The 20,260-nt window shown below is 67.8% G+C and carries 12 protein-coding genes; 9 read left to right on the top strand and 3 right to left on the bottom strand.

Features of this window, described 5'->3' with window-relative positions:
- The first annotated feature begins 5 nt into the window (after positions 1 to 5).
- Positions 6 to 458 carry a hypothetical protein gene (locus ACIBU0_RS39145; RefSeq protein WP_398828300.1) on the top strand — a complete coding sequence of 151 codons (453 nt, stop codon included), beginning with the start codon at positions 6 to 8 and terminating at the stop codon, positions 456 to 458.
- A gap of 75 nt (positions 459 to 533) precedes the next feature.
- Here ACIBU0_RS39145 and ACIBU0_RS39140 read toward each other — a convergent pair whose 3' ends face one another.
- Positions 534 to 4,016: a DNRLRE domain-containing protein gene (locus tag ACIBU0_RS39140; RefSeq protein ID WP_398828298.1), complete on the bottom strand. Its 3,483-nt coding sequence runs from the start codon at positions 4,014 to 4,016 to the stop codon at positions 534 to 536.
- A gap of 485 nt (positions 4,017 to 4,501) precedes the next feature.
- Here ACIBU0_RS39140 and ACIBU0_RS39135 point away from each other — a divergent pair, with 485 nt between their 5' ends.
- Together ACIBU0_RS39135 and ACIBU0_RS39130 are read left to right on the top strand one after the other, a co-directional pair.
- On the top strand, positions 4,502 to 11,782 hold the full coding sequence (locus ACIBU0_RS39135; protein ID WP_398828296.1) for a polymorphic toxin-type HINT domain-containing protein: 7,281 nt from the start codon (positions 4,502 to 4,504) through the stop codon (positions 11,780 to 11,782).
- A gap of 33 nt (positions 11,783 to 11,815) precedes the next feature.
- Positions 11,816 to 12,232: a DUF2750 domain-containing protein gene (locus ACIBU0_RS39130; RefSeq protein WP_398828294.1), complete on the top strand. Its 417-nt coding sequence runs from the start codon at positions 11,816 to 11,818 to the stop codon at positions 12,230 to 12,232.
- Positions 12,233 to 12,463: 231 nt separating this feature from the next.
- Here the strand turns inward: ACIBU0_RS39130 and ACIBU0_RS39125 are convergent, their stop codons facing one another.
- Together ACIBU0_RS39125 and ACIBU0_RS39120 are read right to left on the bottom strand one after the other, a co-directional pair.
- Positions 12,464 to 12,646 carry a DUF397 domain-containing protein gene (locus ACIBU0_RS39125; RefSeq protein WP_398828292.1) on the bottom strand — a complete coding sequence of 61 codons (183 nt, stop codon included), beginning with the start codon at positions 12,644 to 12,646 and terminating at the stop codon, positions 12,464 to 12,466.
- A gap of 7 nt (positions 12,647 to 12,653) precedes the next feature.
- On the bottom strand, positions 12,654 to 13,505 hold the full coding sequence (locus tag ACIBU0_RS39120; protein ID WP_398828290.1) for a helix-turn-helix domain-containing protein: 852 nt from the start codon (positions 13,503 to 13,505) through the stop codon (positions 12,654 to 12,656).
- A 233-nt stretch (positions 13,506 to 13,738) separates the two neighbouring features.
- Between ACIBU0_RS39120 and ACIBU0_RS39115 the strand changes: the two genes are divergently transcribed.
- From ACIBU0_RS39115 to ACIBU0_RS39090, 6 genes are all read left to right on the top strand, one after another.
- Positions 13,739 to 14,212 carry an ATP-binding protein gene (locus ACIBU0_RS39115; protein WP_398828288.1) on the top strand — a complete coding sequence of 158 codons (474 nt, stop codon included), beginning with the start codon at positions 13,739 to 13,741 and terminating at the stop codon, positions 14,210 to 14,212.
- 481 nt (positions 14,213 to 14,693) lie between these two features.
- The gene (locus ACIBU0_RS39110) at positions 14,694 to 15,626 is read left to right on the top strand and encodes a hypothetical protein (RefSeq protein ID WP_398828285.1); all 933 of its coding nucleotides are present in this window, start codon (positions 14,694 to 14,696) and stop codon (positions 15,624 to 15,626) included.
- 210 nt (positions 15,627 to 15,836) lie between these two features.
- The gene (locus tag ACIBU0_RS39105) at positions 15,837 to 17,219 is read left to right on the top strand and encodes a nitrate/nitrite transporter (RefSeq protein WP_398828282.1); all 1,383 of its coding nucleotides are present in this window, start codon (positions 15,837 to 15,839) and stop codon (positions 17,217 to 17,219) included.
- A 170-nt stretch (positions 17,220 to 17,389) separates the two neighbouring features.
- Positions 17,390 to 18,541, top strand: a complete 1,152-nt coding sequence (locus ACIBU0_RS39100; RefSeq protein WP_398828280.1) for a uroporphyrinogen-III synthase — start codon at positions 17,390 to 17,392, stop codon at positions 18,539 to 18,541.
- Between the two features lie 228 nt (positions 18,542 to 18,769).
- The gene (locus ACIBU0_RS39095; protein ID WP_398828278.1) at positions 18,770 to 19,366 is read left to right on the top strand and encodes a CGNR zinc finger domain-containing protein; all 597 of its coding nucleotides are present in this window, start codon (positions 18,770 to 18,772) and stop codon (positions 19,364 to 19,366) included.
- A gap of 319 nt (positions 19,367 to 19,685) precedes the next feature.
- Positions 19,686 to 20,207 (top strand): sigma-70 family RNA polymerase sigma factor, encoded by a 522-nt coding sequence (locus tag ACIBU0_RS39090; RefSeq protein ID WP_010039908.1) that lies wholly within the window; start codon positions 19,686 to 19,688, stop codon positions 20,205 to 20,207.
- The last annotated feature ends 53 nt before the right edge of the window (positions 20,208 to 20,260 follow it).

Below are 20,260 nucleotides of genomic sequence, written 5' to 3'. Positions count from 1 at the left end.
CGGGCATGTCCACGGACGTGAGCGGAATGATCGAGTGCAGACCCGGCGCCAGGATCTGGGGAGAGGACGACGAGGACGCGCTATGGCACGAAGCCATCGACCTCTTCGTCCTCAACACCGGTAACGCGTACGACGCACTCGCCTGCCTCTTCGGCGTGCGCAATTCCTTCGGATTCCGGCCATTGGCCGAGGGGCGGGGCCTGCCGGACGACGTCTCGGGCGAGGTCAGGGACAGGTTCCATGCCGAGGGCGGGCCCGGGCATGTGTGGGGCACGACATGGATCAGCTGGGCCGAGCTGATCGCCGCCGACTGGGACGAGACCGACGGGTCGGGCACACGCAGCCGGAGTGCGGTCGCCGGGGCGGACAGCCATTGGGCGCCCGTCTGGGACGTGATGAGGACTCTGGCCGGACTGCATGGACCGGAGCATGTGAGGCTCGTCGTCTGGTTCTACTGAACGAGGCGCACGCGCGCGGGTAAGGCAACTGGCCGCCAGTGTCGTCCTGTCGTCCACTGGCGGCCAAGAGCCGCCTCAGCCGATCGCGATGCGTGTCTTCCAGTAACTCGCCGGCGCGATGATCTCCGTGCCGGACCCCGGCGCGACCGTCGTTCGGCCGCCCGCGTAGAGCCGCACGGATCCGTCCGACCGCACGGCCCATATGTCGGGGATGGCGTCGCCGTTGGCGTCGGGAGTGCCCATCAGCAGCGGGAAGTTGCTGACCGCCCAGCCCGAGGCGCCGTACTCGTTGTCCTCACCCCCGGCCGAACTTCCGGCGCTGCCCAGGGAGGCGAGGCTGACCCCGCCGCCGGAGGCTGCGATGCCCTTGCGCAGCCAGAGCTTGCCCGATGTGTCGGACCGGTAGACGAGGTCGGTGACACCGTCGCCGCTGACGTCCAGGGCGGTGACGATGTCCCGGCTGGTCCAGCCCGAGCTCCACAGCCGGGTCGCCTGGTCGATGGTGGCTCCGTGGTAGCCGGTGAAGGCCCACAACTCGTCGCCGATGGTGGCGAAGAAGTCGGTCCGGCCGTCCCCGGTGGCATCGCCCGCCGACACGAACTGGGTCAGTGCGGCGGGGCTCGGGGCGCCCTCGGGGAGCAGGATCTCCCGACGTTTGTCGATGTTGACGGCGCCGTAGCCGTCGCCGGGGTACACCCACAGCTTGCCTCCGACGCGGACGACCAGGTCCTGGAGGCCGTCGCCGCCGTAGATGTCGCCGTTGTGGGTGATCAGGGCGCCCTTGAAGTGACCGCTGGGCGCTGCCACGTAGGGCGGCAGATCGTCGCCGTTTGGGTCCTTATCGGGATTGTCCCGGTAGGCGCCGGGCATCGAGTAGTCCAGGTCGCCGCTGCCCTTGTTGAGGTCGGTGGCGGTGGCCTGCGAGGGGTACATGCCCAGGTTGCCGCCCTCGGTGACGACCATCATGTCGGGCAGCTTGTCGCCGGTGAAGTCGCCGGGCGCGTCGGCCTGGTCCCTGGGCGTGACATAGAAGAAGTACTTCGTGGCCTCCGAGACGTTGCCCGCACCGTCCACGGCCCTGACATAGAGCACATTGGGCCCGGCCGTCGGCGGTTTGGCGTTGGAGATGGTCGCACTGACGCTCGTTGCTGTGCCGGCGGTCCGGTTGAGGGTACCGGTGTACGCGGGCGAGTTGAAGCCGTACTCGTAGCGCACGACGTCGCTGTTGAGCGCGCGGACCGTGAACGATCCGGGTGTGCCGAACTTCTTGGTGGACCAGTTGGCGTCCTCGGCGTCGTTGCCGAAGCCGTTCTCGCTGCCGTCGGCGTTGGGGAAGTCGGTGGAGCTGACCTTCGGCGGCCTGGGCGCGGTGGTGTCGAGGACGAAGCGGCACGGCGTCTTGGCCGGTGCGTAGTTCGAGCTGGTACCGGTGTCGTCGACGGCGCGCACCCGCCACGAGTACAGGGCGCCGTTGGTGAGCTTGCTGGTGGCGAAGCCCGTCGTCGTGCGCAGTGCGGTGTCCTTGTCACCGCCGACGGAGACCTTGCCGGTGGAGCCCAGCAGATCGCCCGTCGTCTCCCACTTGCCGTGCGGCCACAGGTCGAAGTCGAGGTAGTCGAGGTTGCTGTCCTTGTCGGACCCCCGCGCGGTGAACGTCAGGCTCCCCGAGCCCATGCGGACGTACGGCTCGGTGGTGGTGCACTTGCCGTCCGGGCCGAGGTCGAGTGACTTGGAGTCGATGGTGGGCTTGCGGTTGTAGACGAGCTCCAGCACGGGTGCGTTGTCCCCGTCGGCCTGGAACTTCTTCCACGCGTACTGCGAGTGCTCGTCCCGTGCCCGCAGGCCGAAGGTGATGGACTCCTTGCCCTGGTCGGCCTGCTTCTGCGCCGCCTTCCGCACGTCGAACGTCTCGTATGCGTCCCGGCACCCGGACTTGTATCCGTGCGCGAAGCTCTTGGTCGCGAACTTGTTGCCGTCGTGCAGCTTGGGAGCGTTCTTCCAGTTCGTCTTGCCGTTGACGGGGCCGGTGAGGTGCACGCTCATCGAACGGGCACTGCACGACCAGGAGTAGGTCTCCAGCATGCGCAGCTTCGCGCTGGTGATCTTCGTGCCCTTGAGGTCCTTGTCGAAGGCGATGTTGAAGTACGAGCGGGAGGTGCCCCAGGTGTCCGACTCGAAGCCGACGCGGGCCTCGTGCGTACCGCCCCGGTTGAAGCCCTTGCCGTTGTAGAACGTGGCGTTCGGGTGGCGGCTGTAGGCGGTGGTCCAGTTCTGCGTGTGCTTCTTCACCGACGGGTCGATGAAGACCGGGTACGTGGTGGCCGGGTCGTCGAGGAAGGCCAGGGCGGGAGTGAGCGTCCAGGTCGCCCCGGACAGGCTCGGCTCGACCAGTTCGCCGCGGGAGTCGGGCGAGGGCCCGTCGAGCCCGGGAAGACTGAGCGTGGCCGCCGACCCGGTCTGCGAGGGGGCGGGCGTCGGCTCGGCCGGAGCGGACGGCAACGGGGACTCGGACACAGAGGGCTCGGGGCCGTCGGTGGCGGCCGGCAAGGTCTCGGGGGCGGTGTCCGCCTGCTCGTCGGTCTCAATGAGCTCCTCGGTGGGGCTCGGGCTCTCGCTCGGCCCGTCTGTGGCCGACTCGCTCGGTGCGGGGCTCTCCGACGTGGTGGGCTGGGCGGTGGCACCGACCGATCCGTCCGTGACGGCCGGCTGGCCGCTGCTGTCCCACATCAACGGTGTCGGCGACATCGCGACCTCGTTGGCGAAGGCGTCCTCGGCCGTGACGATGCCCGTGACCGGATCCAGCCGGAAGTTCAGCGTTGCGGAGGTGATGCCGTACGAGATCTGCCGGGCCCGCGGATCGGCCGCAGCCTGCCGGTTCTTGAGGACCAGAAACTGGGCGAACCCGTCGTCGTCGGCCGTCAGCACCAGGTCGGCGCCCGGGAAGATCTCGGGGTACAGCGCGCGTGACCCGTCGATGATCGGGGCCGGGACCGTGCCCGGCCAGGTGAGCTGGATCGAGTGACCGTCGACGGTCAGGGTGACCAGGGGGCTCGCGCTTTCGTCAGCGGCGGCGCTCTTCAGCCCTTTCACCAGGGAGACCCGGCGCACCGTGGAGCGCGAGGCGCGCCGTTCCCCGTCGCGCGACGCGGAGCCGGCCGAGAACACGATCCGTGCGTTCGTGGCCCTGGGCTCCCAGCCGGCCTTGGTGCGGTGGAGGTTGTAGTCGATGTCCTTCCATTCACCGCCCACCTTGGCCCGGATCGGCGACGAGTACTGCTTTTTGGCCATCAGACCGTCGGGCCGCGCCCATGTGGTGGAGTGCGCGGTCCGCAGCGCGGTGACCTCGACGGACTTGCCGGTCTTCGCCGCCCGCGCGACCGCGACGGCCTCGGTCACGGGCTTCGCCTTCACCTCTCGGCCTGACCCGTCGCGCGGACCGGAGTCGTCCAGCCCGAGGCCGAGGAAAGTGATCCCAGTAGCGGCGAGCGCCGCGGTCAGTATGGCGGCAGTGGTCCGACGTCCGGGCATACGGCGCCAGTTGCGCGTCTTGCGCGTCATCGGGCGAGCTCCCCTTCCCCCCGTTGGAACCGGCGCGGGACAGGGCGCGGCCGGGCGAGCCGATGATGACCTATGAGCGGGCTGTCGTCACCCTTCGCGAGCGCGCAGGGCCTTTGAGCCGATCGCCTCCGAGAGCCGTAAGGGTGGTTGTGCGTGGACCACGTCAACTCACCTCTGCGACCCCGGACTTGTGGTCAAACACCGCGAAGTACCTCTCAACGCCCGTGATCCGGCGACTGTTTGCTGGAGAAACCGATAAATCGAGCGATTGATCGTGTACGGGCAGCTACTTCCGTTACCTCAGATAGGTGCAAGTCCGGCATCCACATGGCGTTATGGGTCGCTACGTACCGTGATGATCACCACATGCGCACAGGCGATCTGGCGGAACCCCATGGGAGCGTCACAAAATCTCCAACATCTGATACGCCATCACGCGTGGTCCGATCCCGGTCCCGCCTTGAGTGGTCCGGGGGGACCTCGCCGTGTTCGGTCGCTCTTCGCATGCCCGTCGCCGTCGTCTGCGTCGCCTGCGCACGGCCGTCGTGCCCACCATCGGGGCGGCCCTGCTCGTGGGACTCCTGCCCGCGCAGTCGCTGGCGGTGCCCCCCGACCCGTCGGTCGCCGAAAAGGGCCGCGAGACGCTGGACCTTCTGGCGCTTGACCAGGACGAACCCGTTACCGGCGAGGTCTTCGAGCGGGACTTGGAGACCCTGAAGGTCGATGTCCCCCCGGACCAGCAGGTGGCCCCGGCGGGCACCACGACAGCCCCGCCACCCGACACCGGAACGGTGAGCTTCGGCGCGACGGCTTCCCCCACGACCCAGGCCTCGGCCCGCACGGCCACGACCGCCCAGCCGGTCGCCCTGACCCCTGTTGACGACCTCCCCGTCAGCCTCGGGCAGGCCCAGGACCAGCCGGCCCCCACTGGCACCTGGTCCGTTCAGGTCTTCGACCGCACCGCGCCCGTGGCCCAGGGTGTCGACGGCGCCGTCGTCAAGGTTCAGGCGCCGGCGACCGGCTCGGTCCCGATCTCGGTCAGTCTCGACTACGCCAAATTCAAGAACCTGTACGGCGCCGACTGGGCCTCCCGGCTGCGCTTCGTCCAGTTCCCCGAGTGCTACCTGACGACGCCGGACGTCGAGGCGTGCCAGGTGTACGAGGAACTGGAGACGACCAACGACACCAAGAGCCAGTCGATCACGGCGACGGTCGATACGGCGGCGGACGGAACGGTCACTCCGGCCTCAGCGGAGAGCACCACGACGGCCGACGGCCCGTCGATCGCCCAGGCGGCGTTCCGTACCTCGGCCACCCCTGTCGCCGCGACGGGCGACACGGCCGTCGTCGGCGCGGTGGACTCCGGCGGCGGCGCGGGTGGCACTTTCAAAGCCACGCCTCTGGTCTCCAACGGCAAGTGGGAGGCGGGCGGTTCGTCGGGCGCGTTCACCTGGTCGTACCCGCTGACGATCCCGGCGGCTCCGGCCGGCCCGGCTCCCAACGTCTCCTTCACCTACAACTCCCAGACGGTGGACGGCCGAGTCGCGGTTTCCTCTCCCCAGTCCTCCTGGATCGGAGAAGGCTGGGACTACGACCCCGGCCACATCGAGCGCCGCTACCGCACCTGCCAGGACGACCGCAAGGCGCTGAAGTCCGGTACGCCCAACAACACGGCCAAGAAGGACAAGACGTCCGACCTGTGCTGGGTGTCGTACAACGCCGTGATGTCTCTGAACGGCAGGAGCGTCGAGCTGGTGCGGGACGCGGCCGCGGGCAGCAACCCCGAGACCGACACCGAGATCTACCGTCCCCAGAGCGACGACGGCACCCGCGTAGAGCGCCGGACCGGTGGCACCAACGGAGACAACAACGGCGAGTACTGGATCGTCACGACCCGGGACGGCACCAAGTACTACTTCGGCCTCAGCCAGGTCGGCAGCGGCCACGCCGACACGACCTCCGTCTCCACGGTCCCCGTCTTCGGCAACCACCCCGGCGAACCCTGCCACGACACCGCCTTCGCGGACTCCCGCTGCGGCACCGGCAAGAAGCAGGCCTGGCGCTGGGGCCTGGACAAGGTCGTCGACGTGCACGGCAACACGATGGTCGTCAACTGGAAGCAGGAGACGAACTACTACGCGGTCAAGAAGAAGTTCACATCTCCCGAGGAGTACGACCGTTACGCCTACCCCACATTGATCGAGTACGGCATGCGTCCGTCCGATCTGACCAAGCCGGCCGCCATGGTCGAGTTCGGTACCGAGCAGCGCTGCCTGAAGTCCGAGACCGCCTGCAATCCGACGAACTTCGCCAAGACCGACGACCCGGGCGCGTACCGCCCCTGGTGGGACACCCCCGGCAACCTCAACTGCAAGGCCACGTCGAAGCTGTGCCCGTCGTTCCCGTCCTTCTGGACGCAGATGCGCCTGGACTCGGTGACGACGAAGGCGGCCCGCGCAGGACAGACGGACCCCGGCAAGGTCGACACGTACGAGCTCCACCAGTCCTTCCCCGAGGACTGGTACGACACAGCACCCGGCCTTTGGCTGAACTCGATCACCCGACGCGGCTTCGCCCCCGGCGACACCACCGGCACCCTCCAGCACAAGGACGGCGTCAGCTTCGCCGAGTACTCGGTCGGCTCCACGTCGCCCCTGCACGACCGCCTGAAGGACCGCCAGCTGCCGAACCTGGTCCCGAGCGGCCCGAAGGACCAGCGCCCCGCCTTCACGCGCCCGCGCATCGGGACGGTCGCCACGGAGTACGGCGGTGACATCGAGGTCGAGTACAAGGGCGGCTGCGCGGCCGAACCGTCCGAGGACAAGGGCGAGAGGAACGGCACCTGTTACCCCATCCGCTGGTCGCCCGACGGGGACGAGAAGACGCCCGCGAAGTCCTGGTTCAACAAGTACGTCGTCGACTCCGTGACCGAGACCGACAAGGTCACCTCCCACGGCAAGTCGATCCGCACGACGTACAAGTACACGGACCCCGCCTGGGCCAAGAGCGACGACGAGTTCACCCGCCCGTCCCTGCGCACGTACAGCGACTGGCGCGGCTACCGTCAGGTCGCCGTCACGAAGGGCAGCAGCACCAGCAACCAGCTCAACTTCCCGCAGCCGCAGTCGTACTCCGAGACCCGGTACTTCCAGGGCGTGGGCGGCACGGTCAAGGACTCCACCGGCACGTACACGCTGCTCGCCGAGGACGCACCGCAGTACGCGGGCATGACGGCGGAGACCATCACCTACCGGGACGGCGACAAGCGGGTCCACACGCGCACGCTCAACTTCCCCTGGTCGAAGCAGACCGCGTCCCGTCCGCGGGAGGCCGAGAACGGCACGGACATGGATCCGCTGCTCGCGCACCGCAGCGGGATCGAGCGCACCGAGGAGATCCAGAAGGTCGACAGCAGCTGGCAGGCCGTGCGGACGCTGACGGCGGTCGACGACACCTACGGCCTGCCGATCCAGGTGGAGACCGCCGTCGTCAAGCCGAACGGCAGCACCGGTGAGACCCTCGCCGACCAGATCTGTACCAAGACGTCGTATGTGCACAACACCTCCGCATGGCTGATCGGTCTGCCGAAGGAGCAGCGCAGTACGGGCACGTCCTGCGCGGCACACGACACGGCGGACCCGGCGACCAAGCTCATCAAGGCGGTCCAGAACAGCTACGACGGCCTGGGGTACGGGGAGACGCCGACGAAGGGGCTGGTCACCTCCTCTGCCGGGGTCAACGGCGCGGGAACCTCGTACTCGGTCGTCACCAAGACCATGTACGACCCACTGGGCCGTGTCCGCACCGTCACGAAGCCAGACGCCGGCACCACAGAGACGCAGTACACGCCTGGGGACACGGGCGGACCGGTCACCTCGGTGAAGACGATCAACGCCAAGGGCCACGCCGTCACCACGACCTTCGACCCGGGCCGCGGCCTGGCACTCACGGTCACCGACGCCAACAACCGGGTCACCCGCAACGAGTACGACGCCCTCGGCCGCCTGGTGAAGGGCTGGTCGCCGTCGCGTTCCTCGGGCGGCAAGTCCCCCGACGTGGAGATCGCCTACCAGCCGGCGGTGGCCACCTCCGCCGAGACCAGGCCCGCCGCAGTCACCACGAAGACGCTGAAGGACGACGGTACGTACAGCCGTCAGGTGACGATTTACGACGGCCTCATGCGGCAGGTCCAGACCCAGTCCGAGGCGCATGGCCCCGGCCGGATCATCACTGACACGGAGTACGACGACCATGGCCTGGTAAGTAAGCAGACGAGCGGCTACCTCGCGAAGGGCGAGCCGGCGGCCGAACTGTTCGCGCCGAGATCGAACGCGCTGATCCCGAGCCGGGTCGAGTACCGCTACGACGGTCTGGAACGGCCGTCGATCCAGCTGACGTACCACGGCGATGCCTACCGGGGCGACTACTTGTCGTACACCTTCTACGACGACACCAGCGCTTTCACGGACCCTGCGGGCTCGACCGCCCCTCAGACGCGCACGTACACCGATGCCCTTGGCCGGATCACTGCGATCCGTCACTACAAGGACAACGCCGCCTCAACCAACTGGAACTCCGCCACCTCCGAGAACAGCGGCCGCAAGACGACGTACGAGTACGACGCCCGCGGCTACCGCACAAAGGTCACCGACGCGGCAGGCAATACCTGGAGCTACACGTACGACGCCCGGGGGCGCGTGACGTCGACCACGGACCCGGACACCGGCAGGACGGAGACCTGGTACGACGACGCCGACCGCCCGGTCAAGGTGACGGACGCCAAGTCGAGAACGACGTACACGGAGTACGACGAACTCGGCCGGGTCAAGTTCGTCCGCGAGGGCTCGGCAACCGCCGCCCCGGTCAAGTCGTTCACGTACGACAGCCTGCCGGGCGCGCTGGGCCAGCCGGTCGCCTCGACCCGGCACACCGCGAACGGCGACTACATCAACCGCGTCACCGGCTACGACACCGACTACCGCCCCACGGGCAGCGAGACGGTGATCCCGTCGAGCACGCTCACGGCCGGCCTGGCGGGCACGTACGCGTACGCGTACACGTACACCCAGACCGGCAAGCCGCAGTCGGTCACCCTGCCTGCCGTGGGCGGACTGGCGAAGGAGAAGGTCGTCACCCGCTACAACGGTGACGGCCTGGCCGAGTCGACCTCGGGCATCAACTGGTACACGTCCGACGCCACCTACTCGCCGTACGGCGAGGTCCTGCGGACGGTCTCCGGCTCTCAGCCCTACCGGGTCTGGACCACCAACTTCGTGGACCCGCACACGGGCAGCCTCCAGCGCACGGTCACCGACCGCGAGACGTCCGGTCCGCACCGCATCGCGGACAGCTACTACTCCTTCGACGTGACCGGCACCATCACGTCGAACTCCCGCAAGCTGTCAGATGCTTCGGGTGAAACGTGGGACACCCAGTGCTTCACGTACGACGTGATGGGCGAGCTGGTGAACGCCTGGACGTCGAACATCACCCCGGCCGGCAACGCCACCGGCTGCAAGGCGTCGAACGGCACGACGTGGGGCTATCGCACCGACTACCGCAACTCCTCCGGCCCGGTGGCCCACGCCCCGGACACGGCGAGCGACAAGTCCAGCCCGGACACTTCTTTGTCGTCGACCCTGGCGGCCACGGCCCCCGACGCGACAACCGTGGCCGCGGGCACGACGGCGTACCGTCAGTCCTTCACCTTCGACTGGCTGGGCAACCGCGCCACGCTGACGGAACACGACCCCGCGGACGCGACCAAGAACGTCACCTACACGTACGGCTACGGCACCACAGCCCAGCCGCACACGATGAAGTCCGTCAGCTCCAACCCGTCGGGCAACGGCAGCAGTTACACGTACGACGCCGTGGGCAACACCGAGACCCGTGACCTGCCCGCCACCACACAGAACCTGACCTGGACCTCCGAGAACAAGCTCGACACCATCACCGACGACGGCAAGAAGACGACGTACGTCTACGACGCCGCCGGCAACCGCATCCTGGAGAACTCTCCGTCGGGCTCGACGCTCTACCTGGGCGAGACCGAGGTGACGACGAACGCCACGGGTGCGATCACCAAGGCTTCCCGTTCCTATGCGCAGGCAGGTGCTCCGGCGGTCGTCCGTACCGCGACGGGCGGTGCGACGACGGGCCACAAGCTGAGCGTCCTGCTCGCGGACCACCTGGGCACCGCGAACACGTCGGTGGAGGTGGCGAGCGGCCAGGCGGTAACCCGCCGCGCCTTCAAGCCGTACGGCGAGATCCGGGGTACCAAGCCGACCAGCTGGCCCAACAAGCGCAGCTACTTGGGTGTCGGCATTGACGACGCGGCCACCGGGCTGACCCATATCGGCGCCCGCGAGTACGACCAGGCGTCGGGCCGCTTCATCTCAGCGGACCCGATCATCGACATCGCGAATCCGCTCCAGATGAACGGCTACGCATACAGCGGCAACGGCCCGGTCAGCAAGAGCGACCCCACAGGCCTCTGCCCCTTCATCGACTGCCCCACCAGGCCTACACCGAACCATGAAAACCACACGCCGACCCATGCGCCGCCGTCGCACCCGAAGGAATCGCAGAACTACAAGGCGGCAAAGGCGGCGGGGAACGTGCACTCGGCCACCTTCATCAAGAACAACTACGAGATCTACCCTGGCCAATTCGTTCCTCGGAGCTGGAAGAACGCACCCCAGTACGCGAACCAGTTCTACGAGGAAGTTGAGACCTGGTGCCAGGAAGCCGGAACAAGCTGCCTGCTTGAAGACGGAGACGAGCTGGTCACCCAGAACATCATCCGGCATCTCAGGTGGCTTGCCTGTGCGCACATGGGGAGCGACAGCGGCTGCGGTCGCTACGTACCGAACCTCGCAGAAGCTGTGGCGAACGTGGCTGCGGTCGCCGGCCTTGCAGGGGAAGGGCCCGGCGGCTCCGCCGGAGTGGGTGCGGGCCCTCGCAGCAGAGGATCTGGTCCCCGGGGTGGCGACTGCTTCCAGTGTTTCCTGCCCGGCACCAAGGTCCTCATGGCTGATGGCAAGACCAAGCACATCGAGAAAGTGAAGGTCGGTGACAAGGTTCTTGCCACCGACCCCGAGACGGGTCAGTCAGGGCCGAGAACTGTCACACGGCTGATCATCACCGAGCATGACAAGCACTTCAACGAGCTGTCCATCGCGACAGCGGACGGCATCGAGAAGCTGACCTCCACGTACGAGCACCCCTTCTGGTCTCCGTCGGAGGGAGATTGGGTCGAAGCGGGAGACCTCAAGCCGGGCATGACCCTGCTCACCGACGAGGGCGACACTGTCATCGTCACCGGGAACCGCTCCTTTACCAAGCGCGCCCGTACGTACAACCTCACGGTTGACGACCTGCATACGTACTACGTGCTGGCGGGCGAGACACCGGTCCTCGTTCACAACAGTGGCTGCGGTGGGCGTTGGAAAGTGGGCGAAGATTACTCCAAGCCCAATAAGAATGGCGTCGCGCCGTCAATGTCCACCATGCGTAAGCGGTTTTGGAAGAACGAAGCAGCGGAGCCGGACGCCGCAGACCAATACGGTGCCGCGAACATCAGTCGTATGAAGCGTGGGTTGGCCCCCCAGCGACAGCGTCCGGATGGATCGTGGGAATCAATGGAGCTGAGCCATGAACCTATTCCCGACCGAGATGGTGGTATGTTGCTAACACCACGATGGCCAGAGGATCATGTCCTCATGGATCCTGGCGGATACCGTAGGCTCCCGCCCGGTTACTGATGCTGCGAATGAGCGCGACACTGGGGCCCTCTAATGCCGTGCTCAAGCGTAATGCTCAAATCGGGACGATCTAGGAGGATTCAGGTGAGCGTCAGCGGGGCTCAGGCAGCGGCCTTCTTCCGTGAGGTCGTTCGAACTCGTACGGTTTGGTGGGTTCGAGACGACGATGGCAGTCCGACCCCGGTCTCAAGTTCTGGTCGACCAGCTTTTCCCTATTGGTCGTCGGAGGCCCGTGCGCAGCGGGCTGCTCAGCTTTGGGGTCCTCAGTTTCGTGCCGTTTCAATGACGCTGGACCATTGGCGAAGCGCGGCATTGCCGGATCTGGCCAAGGATGACTTCCAGGTGGGGATTAACTGGAGTGGGCAGCGCCTAACGGGATGGGACTTCACTGTCGAGGAAGTAATCAACCGTCTCATTCACGCGCTCAGTGAGCCACCATACGACCGGTAGATTTGGTTAAGGTTAAAGTTGACGGCCCTCCCCGGGCGGGGCGCCGTCTACGAGGGCGAGGGTCTCGGCGATGTCGTTGACGTTGGTTAGCCGCGCCGTGATGGTTTGAGCGGGTGTCGCGCCCGGCGCAGGTCAGTTGGTGTCACTGCCCGGGGCGGCACCGAAAAGCTCACGGCCATGCATGAGTACCGGTACTTGCGCCCCGATCGCCCGAGCGATTGTGCCGCGGGCTCAGCGTCGTGGGTTTACCACATGCGAGAGGAAGTCCGCCCATGTGGTGGACTGGAGGATGAGGTGGGGGCCGGCCAGGTTCTTGGAGTCGCGGATGTGGATGGTGGTCGGAGTGGTGGCTATTTCGACGCAGTTGGAGGCGTCGGGGCTGTAGGTGGACTTCTTCCAGTGGAGTTCGGACACGGTTTCCTCAGATGGTCTGGGCGATGCGATGGATCAGGTCGCGGGACTCTGCGGGTTTGAGGGCGTTCGCCTCCATTCGGTCGAGTACAAGGCGGTACTTCTCCAACTGGGCTTCCGCGTCCAGGAAGTCGCAGCCGTGGTGGGTGTCCAGTTGAACAGTGTCGAGCTGAGGAACCGGCCCCACCAGATAGTCGACGGACTGTCCTGTGCCGGGAAACGAACCCTTGCCGAACGGGATGACCCTCACGGTGACGTGGTCCAGCTCGCTCATCTCCAGAAGGTGCTGGAGCTGAGCGCGCACGGTAGCGGAGCCGCCGTATCCCATGTGGAGCGCGCACTCGTGGATCACCGCCGTGTACGGGGGTGGGTCCTCGCGGTGGAGGATTCCCTGTCGCTTGATCCGGTGGCTGACACGGTGCTCGATCTCGTACTGCCGAAGTGCGGGCACGGCCTCCTTGAAGAGGGCACGGGCGTGATCGGTGGTCTGGAGCAGAGCAGGGATGTGGATGACCAGGGCGACGCGCAGGGCTGCCGCATGGTGTTCCAACTCGGCGAGGTCGATGAGGCCGACCGGCAGGTGGTCGCGGTAGCTGTCCCACCAGCCGCGCGTCTGGCGTTGCGCCATCGCGGCAAGGGCATCGATGAGGCGGGGGTCTCCGCAGTCGTAGGCGCGTGCGAGTGAGCGGACTCGGTCGGCGCTGAGCGGGCTGCGCCCTGTCTCGATCATGCTGACCCGCCCTTGGTTGACGCCGAGCCTTGCAGCCGCGCCAGTGGCCGTCAGCCCCGCTCGCTCGCGAAGCTTTCGCAGTTCAGCCCCCAGACGCCGTTGTCGCAGGGTGGGTGTGCTGGCGGGTGGCAAGGGGCCTCCTTTCCGGCCGCGGCGCGGCGCTCGGGTACCTCACACGAGGTACTTACTGATGAATTTCCCATGATTCACTGAGAAGTATCTCAACGCTGCGCTAGCGTAATGCCACATCGCCCAACTCCCCCCGCCTATAAGCCGGAAGCGCACCAACCCAGGCAGAGCCACCGCCCGGCGTGGTCGTTGAGCGAGTCCAAGTCCCCTTTCTGCTGGAGTTTCTGGAGGTTTCCATGGGCACCGTATCCCTCGCCGACACCTGGGTGTACGCCCTCCGTCTGCCCCACGACCCCCGCGCGGCACGGGTCGCACGGATGACCGTACGGTCGGTGCTGATCGGCCACGGAAGGCATGAAGTCCTGGACGCCGTCGAGCTGTTGGTCTCCGAGATGGTCACGAATGCCTACCGGCACACCAACGGTCCCGCGTCCCTCCGTCTGACCGCCCTCAGCGACGGCCGCCTACGGGTGGGCGTCTGGGACACGTGCTCCTACATCCCGGCCCCTTTCGACCAGCCGCCCGGAGTCCGCGTCCCGCCCGCACCGGCAGACGCCCTCGGCGGGCGCGGGCTGTTCCTTGTCCAGGAGTACGCCGACTGCTGGGGCGGCTGGCGCCTCGGCGATGGCCTGCTCGACCGGGGCGCCGGAAAGCTGCTGTGGTTCGAGGTGGGTGGGCGGCGGGCGTGGGCGCGGGAGGCAGCCGCGTGATCCCCAAACCGACAGAGCTCTTCGGCCGCACCCACGAGTGGGACGACCTCACCCGCTTCTGTACCGACCCGGCCCCCGGCTTGCGCCTTGGAGTCGTACGAGGACGGCGACGGCGCGGCAGGTCCTTCCTGCTCCGGCGTCTTTGTCGCGCAGTCGACGGCATCTCGGCGAGGCCAAGGCGATGAATAAGGCCAGAACGACCGCGGATCTGCGGCGCCTCGAGCACGTACGGTACTTGCTCTGCGCCCAGGGCTGGGATGCCGATGACGCCGTCCTCGCCGTTTACAAACGGAGTGAAGCCGGGAGCTGTACGGCATCGAGTGACGGTGTACCCCGGCAAGCTTTCGACCAAGATCCTGTGAAGCATGCCCACTCAAGTTCCGCCTGTCAGATCCCCATGGAACACTGACCAAGCTGCGCAAGTGAACGGGGTGACCCGAGGGGCCCATTGGCCCCGGTGGTCGGTGGGGAGCAGGTGCTGATGAGCAAGCGGCAAGTGCAGAAGATGCTGCAGTTGATGGCGGGCGGTGGGCCCGTCGAGCTCACCAGTCCCATGGCCTCCGTGAAGAAGCTCGCGAAGCTGGCCTTCATCGCCCAGCAGTTCGGGTACGAGTACCTGGACGTACGGCAGAGCAGCGGGCGCAACGGCGCGCTCATCATGATGATCGCGCCCGACCCCAGCCCCCAGGCCCGCGCCCGTGCCCTGCAGAACTGGGCGCAGTACCCGAACGCCAGTGACGGGGTCTCCCTGCCGCCCCTCGTCCCGGACGCCTTCGAGCTGCTCAAGGCCCGTATCAACTTTGACCTCACCGGCAAGAACGCCGAGAAGCGGATGGCCTACGCGGCCATCGGCCTGACGATCGGCGCCGGGATCCTCGGGGTGCGGCTGGGCGGCGACGCCGATGCCTGGCTGGCGGCGTTCCTCACGTGGGTGTTGTTCATGGCGATCGGCGGCATCGGCTTCGCCGTCAACCGCAAGCGCAACGCGAAGTTCGCGGCCCGGCTCCGGGCCGCCGGGTTCATGCCGGTCACCGAGGAGAGCGGGCGGGTGCGGTACCTGCCGCCCGGCGCGCAGATGCCGGGGCAGTACGCCGCCGGGCCCTACGGCCGGCAGGCCCCGGCCCCGGGTTACCCGGCCGGCGCCGGTTACGGTCAGCAGGCCCCCGGCCCGTACGCCGGTCAGCCCGCCGCTCCGGGTGCGCACCCCGCCCAGCCCGCCGCCCCGGCCCCCGGCACGTACGGCAACCAGCCGACCCCGCCGGGTCCCTATGGCGGTCCCCGGACTCCGGGCCCGTACGGCTCCCCGCAGCAGCCCCAGCCTCAGCCGCCGTACAGCCAGCCGCAGCCCCAGGCCCCCTACCCGCCACAGCCCTATCCCCAGCAGAACCCCCACTGGCAGCCCCCGCAGCACTGACACGGCCCTCCGCCCATCGCCCTGCGGCCCGTCCCTATATCTCGCCCTTATATAGGGACGACCAACACAACCTCTCATCCCCCCTCCCCGCCGGGTGAGAGCAAAGTTCCTTTCCGGTCACCCGGTGCCACAGCGCGGAAACGAGCCCTCCCTACCTTCGGGATCAGCCACTCGTAGTGCGACCGAGCCCCGAAGTACCGTGGAGGCGTCATGACAGCCCCTAGCACAGCCCCCGCCGCAAGCAGGGGAGGCCACTGGATCGATCACTGGGACCCCGAGGACGAGACCTTCTGGAACGAGACCGGAGAGAAGGTCGCCAAGCGGAACCTGTTCTTCTCCGTCCTCTCCGAGCACATCGGGTTCTCGATCTGGACCCTGTGGTCCGTGATGGTGCTCTTCATGGGGCCGGAGTACGGGCTCACCCCCGCCGACAAGTTCACCATCGTGTCGATGGCCACGCTGGTCGGTGCCCTCGTCCGCGTGCCGTACACCTTCGCCGTCGCCATCTTCGGCGGCCGGATGTGGACGGTGATCTCGGCGAGCATGCTGCTCCTGCCGACGGTCGCCGCCTTCGCCGTGATGAAGCCGGGGACGTCGTTCACCACGTTCCTGCTGTGCGCGATGCTGGCCGGCGTCGGCGGTGGAAACTTCGCCTCCAGCATGACCAACATCAACGCCTTCTTCCCCCTGCGCAAGAAGGGATGGGCGCTCGGTCTGAACGCCGGCGGCGGCAACATCGGCGTGCCCGTCGTGCAGCTCGTCGGCCTGGCCGTCATCGGCGCCAGCGGCGGCCCGCGCCTGCTGCTCGGCATCTACATCCCGTTCATCGTGATCGCCGCCGCCCTCGCGTGGCTGAAGATGGACAGCATCTCGTCCGTGAAGAACGACACCGGTGCCGCCAAGGACGCCGTGAAGGACGCCCACACCTGGATCATGTCCTTCCTCTACATCGGCACCTTCGGTTCGTTCATCGGCTACAGCTTCGCCTTCGGGCTGGTGCTCCAGACCCAGTTCGGGCGTACGCCGCTGCAGGCCGCCTACGTCACCTTCATCGGCCCGCTGCTCGGCTCCCTGATCCGCCCCGTCGGCGGCTCGCTCGCCGACCGGTTCGGCGGCGCGAAGATCACGCTGTGGAACTACGTCGCCATGGCCGCCGCGACCGCGGTGATCATCGTGGCCTCGATGCAGAAGTCGCTGCCGCTGTTCACCACCGCGTTCATCGCCCTGTTCGTCCTGTCCGGCCTCGGCAACGGCTCGACGTTCAAGATGATCCCCGGCATCTTCCACAACAAGGCCCTCGCCAAGGGGCTCACCGGTGACGAGGCCGCCGCCTACGGCCGCCGGCTCTCCGGCGCCTCCATGGGCCTCATCGGCGCGGTGGGCGCGCTCGGCGGTCTCGGCATCAACCTCGCCTTCCGCCAGTCCTTCCTCACCGTGGGCTCCGGCACCGGCGCCTTCGTCGCCTTCCTCGCCTTCTACGGCGTCTGCTTCGCGGTCACCTGGGCCGTATACCTTCGCCGCCCGGCCGCCTCCGAGACCCACGCCACAGCGGCCACGGAAGCAAAGCCGCAGCTCAGCTACGCCGAGGTGTGACGTAACACTGCTGACATCAAGCCGAACCGAGCCTGTCACGCACCGTTGACAGGCTCGATCGGCATGCAGGTGCACCCCACCAAGGGGGGAGATCAGGGGGCCGCTCCCGGTCACCCCCCGGGTGCGACCACCTGACGCAAGCACCACAACTCGAGCGCGGGACGAGAGTCATGTACGACGAACAGCAGCAACCGGAACACGGGCCGCTGGCGGGGTTCACCGTGGGCGTGACCGCCGCGCGCCGGGCCGACGAGCTCGGGGCACTGCTCCAGCGACGCGGGGCCGCCGTGCTGCACGCCCCTGCCCTGCGCATCGTGCCGCTCGCCGACGACAGCGAGCTGCTCGCCGCCACCAAGGAGATCATCCAGCGGACGCCGGACGTCGTGGTCGCCACGACCGCGATCGGCTTCCGGGGCTGGATCGAGGCCGCCGACGGATGGGGGCTGGGCGAGGACCTGCTGGCGCGGCTGCGCGAGGTCGAGCTGCTGGCACGCGGGCCGAAGGTCAAGGGCGCGGTACGGGCCGCCGGACTGACGGAGGACTGGTCGCCGTCCAGCGAGTCCATGGCCGAGGTGCTGGACCGGCTGCTGGAGGAGGGCGTCGAGGGGCGCCGTGTCGCCGTCCAGCTGCACGGTGAGCCGTTGCCCGGGTTCGTGGAGGCGTTGCGGGAGGGCGGAGCGGAGGTGCTCGGCGTGCCGGTCTACCGGTGGCTGCCGCCGGAGGACATCGGGCCGGTCGACCGTCTGCTGGACGCCACCGTCTCCCGTGGCCTGGACGCCCTCACCTTCACCAGCGCCCCGGCCGCCGCGTCCCTGCTGTCGCGGGCCGAGGAGCGCGGGCTGCTGCCGGAGGTGCTGGCCGCCCTCAACCACGATGTCCTTCCGGCCTGCGTCGGTCCCGTCACCGCGCTGCCGTTGCAGGCCTGCGGCATCGACACGGTCCAGCCCGAGCGGTTCCGGCTCGGTCCGCTGGTGCAGCTGCTGTGCCAGGAACTGCCGGGGCGGGCACGTTCCCTGCCGATCGCCGGGCACCAGGTGGAGATCCGTGGCCATGCGGTCATGGTCGACGGGGCGCTGCGTCCCGTGCCGCCTGCCGGTATGTCCCTCCTGCGGGCCCTGTCCCGGCGGCCGGGCTGGGTGGTGCCCCGCGCCGATCTTCTGCGTGCCCTGCCGGGGGCGGGGCGTGATGAGCATGCGGTGGAGACGGCGATGGCTCGGCTGCGTACGGCTCTGGGGGCGCCGAAGCTGATCCAGACGGTCGTCAAGCGGGGGTATCGGCTGGCGTTGGACCCGGCGGCCGACACGAAGTACGCGGACGTGTAAGGAGGCACCCGGCGTTGGTGTCGCCCTCGCTGGGGGCCTGCGGCCCCCAGACCCCCGCTTCGGCCCTGAACGGGCCTCGTCCGCAAACGCCGGACGGGCTGGAATGCCTCGACCGGCGTCGCCCCGCCCCAACCCCCGGTACGAGGGGTTCCGCCCCCGCCACCGGGAAGGCACTGTGAGAGGGAACGGTTCCCCAGCCCTCCTCACGGCCTAGGCGGTGACAGGCACATGGCACTGGGTACGGCCACGGACGCGTACGAGCTGCGGTTCGACGCCGGACGGATCTGTCTGGATCTCCTCGCGACGACACACCCCGAGGAACGGTTCGACTCCGTCGACGTGTTGCGCGCCTGGATCACCGGCGCCGGCCTCGTCCCGCCGGGCACGCCGCTCGCCCACGCCGACGACTCCTGGCTCGTCGCCTTCCGCGAACTGCGCGGACGTATCGGACAGTTGGTGCGGGGCAGCCTCAACCCCGAGCCCTGGCCGTCGTACGACATCGCGCTCGCCCGCGTGAACGACATCGCCCGCACCGCACCCCCGGCCCCGCGTGCCGTACGCGGGGAAGGCGGCGTCCTCGTCCGGGAGTTGGATCGCCCGCCCGAGTGCGCCGCCCTGCTCGGCGCCCTCGCGCGGGACGCCGTGGAACTGCTCACCGACCCCCTCGCGCGGGCCGGGCTGAGGGAGTGCGCGGGCGACAACTGCCCGATCGTTTATGTCGATACGTCCCGGGGGCGCAGGAGGCGCTGGTGCTCCAGTGAGGTCTGCGGGAACCGCGAAAGGGTCGCCCGGCATCGTCGCCGAGCCGCCCTCGCGCGGGCCTGACGGTCCGTTATGCGGCTTCTGTGAAACGGCCGTAGAAGTGATTTCGATTACATGTCGTTTACCTACGCTCCCGTAGGGAAGCGGCGAATCGATCTTGCCTATGTGGGGGAAATGTAAAGATCGCACGGTGGGAATGTGCTGCCATGTCCCGCTCGTCACGTCACTCCGAAGAAAAGTGTCGCCTCGCTTTGAACACTCAACGGGCCGCTTGCGTACGGGTGGTCGAGCGACCGACTGGGGGAACCCCCGGACATCGGAGGTGGGCGTGCGCAAGGATTCCGTCGTGGCCAATGAACGTGGATCGAGGGCCCGACATCGCATGTCCCAGCCCTCGGAACCTGATGAGGAGCTGATGCGTGCGCTGTACAGAGAGCACGCCGGACCCCTCCTTGCGTATGTCCTTCGACTGGTCGCCGGTGATCGGCAACGAGCAGAGGACGTTGTGCAGGAGACGCTCATCCGTGCCTGGAAGAACGCCGGACAGCTCAATCGAGCGACCGGATCGGTACGCCCCTGGCTGGTGACGGTCGCCCGGCGCATCGTCATCGACGGCCACCGCAGCCGGCAGGCCCGGCCGCAGGAGGTCGATCCGTCGCCGCTGGAGGTCATCCCCGCGGAGGACGAGATCGACAAGGCGCTGTGGCTGATGACGCTGTCGGACGCACTCGACGACCTGACCCCCGCCCACCGGGAGGTTCTCGTCGAGACGTACTTCAAGGGGCGTACCGTCAATGAGGCGGCCGAGACCCTGGGCATACCCAGCGGCACCGTGCGCTCCAGGGTGTTCTACGCCCTGCGGTCGATGAAGCTGGCTCTGGAGGAGCGGGGGGTGACGGCGTGATGAGTGTTTACGGGGGAAACCAGGGATTCGGGATGGGCGGTTCGGGTATGTCT

Source organism: Streptomyces sp. NPDC049627 (assembly GCF_044465645.1).
Classification (GTDB): domain Bacteria; phylum Actinomycetota; class Actinomycetes; order Streptomycetales; family Streptomycetaceae; genus Streptomyces.
This window is presented reverse-complemented; position numbering and strand designations above follow the sequence as displayed.

What these genes read in the sequence shown, in the direction of transcription:
- ACIBU0_RS39145 (WP_398828300.1), top strand. Translation starts at nt 6, where the DNA reads ATGTCCACGGACGTGAGCGGAATGATCGAGTGCAGACCCGGCGCCAGG.
- ACIBU0_RS39140 (WP_398828298.1), bottom strand. Translation starts at nt 4,016, where the DNA reads ATGACGCGCAAGACGCGCAACTGGCGCCGTATGCCCGGACGTCGGACC.
- ACIBU0_RS39130 (WP_398828294.1), top strand. Translation starts at nt 11,816, where the DNA reads ATGCCGTGCTCAAGCGTAATGCTCAAATCGGGACGATCTAGGAGGATT.
- ACIBU0_RS39115 (WP_398828288.1), top strand. Translation starts at nt 13,739, where the DNA reads ATGGGCACCGTATCCCTCGCCGACACCTGGGTGTACGCCCTCCGTCTG.
- ACIBU0_RS39110 (WP_398828285.1), top strand. Translation starts at nt 14,694, where the DNA reads ATGAGCAAGCGGCAAGTGCAGAAGATGCTGCAGTTGATGGCGGGCGGT.
- ACIBU0_RS39105 (WP_398828282.1), top strand. Translation starts at nt 15,837, where the DNA reads ATGACAGCCCCTAGCACAGCCCCCGCCGCAAGCAGGGGAGGCCACTGG.
- ACIBU0_RS39100 (WP_398828280.1), top strand. Translation starts at nt 17,390, where the DNA reads ATGTACGACGAACAGCAGCAACCGGAACACGGGCCGCTGGCGGGGTTC.
- ACIBU0_RS39095 (WP_398828278.1), top strand. Translation starts at nt 18,770, where the DNA reads ATGGCACTGGGTACGGCCACGGACGCGTACGAGCTGCGGTTCGACGCC.
- ACIBU0_RS39090 (WP_010039908.1), top strand. Translation starts at nt 19,686, where the DNA reads ATGTCCCAGCCCTCGGAACCTGATGAGGAGCTGATGCGTGCGCTGTAC.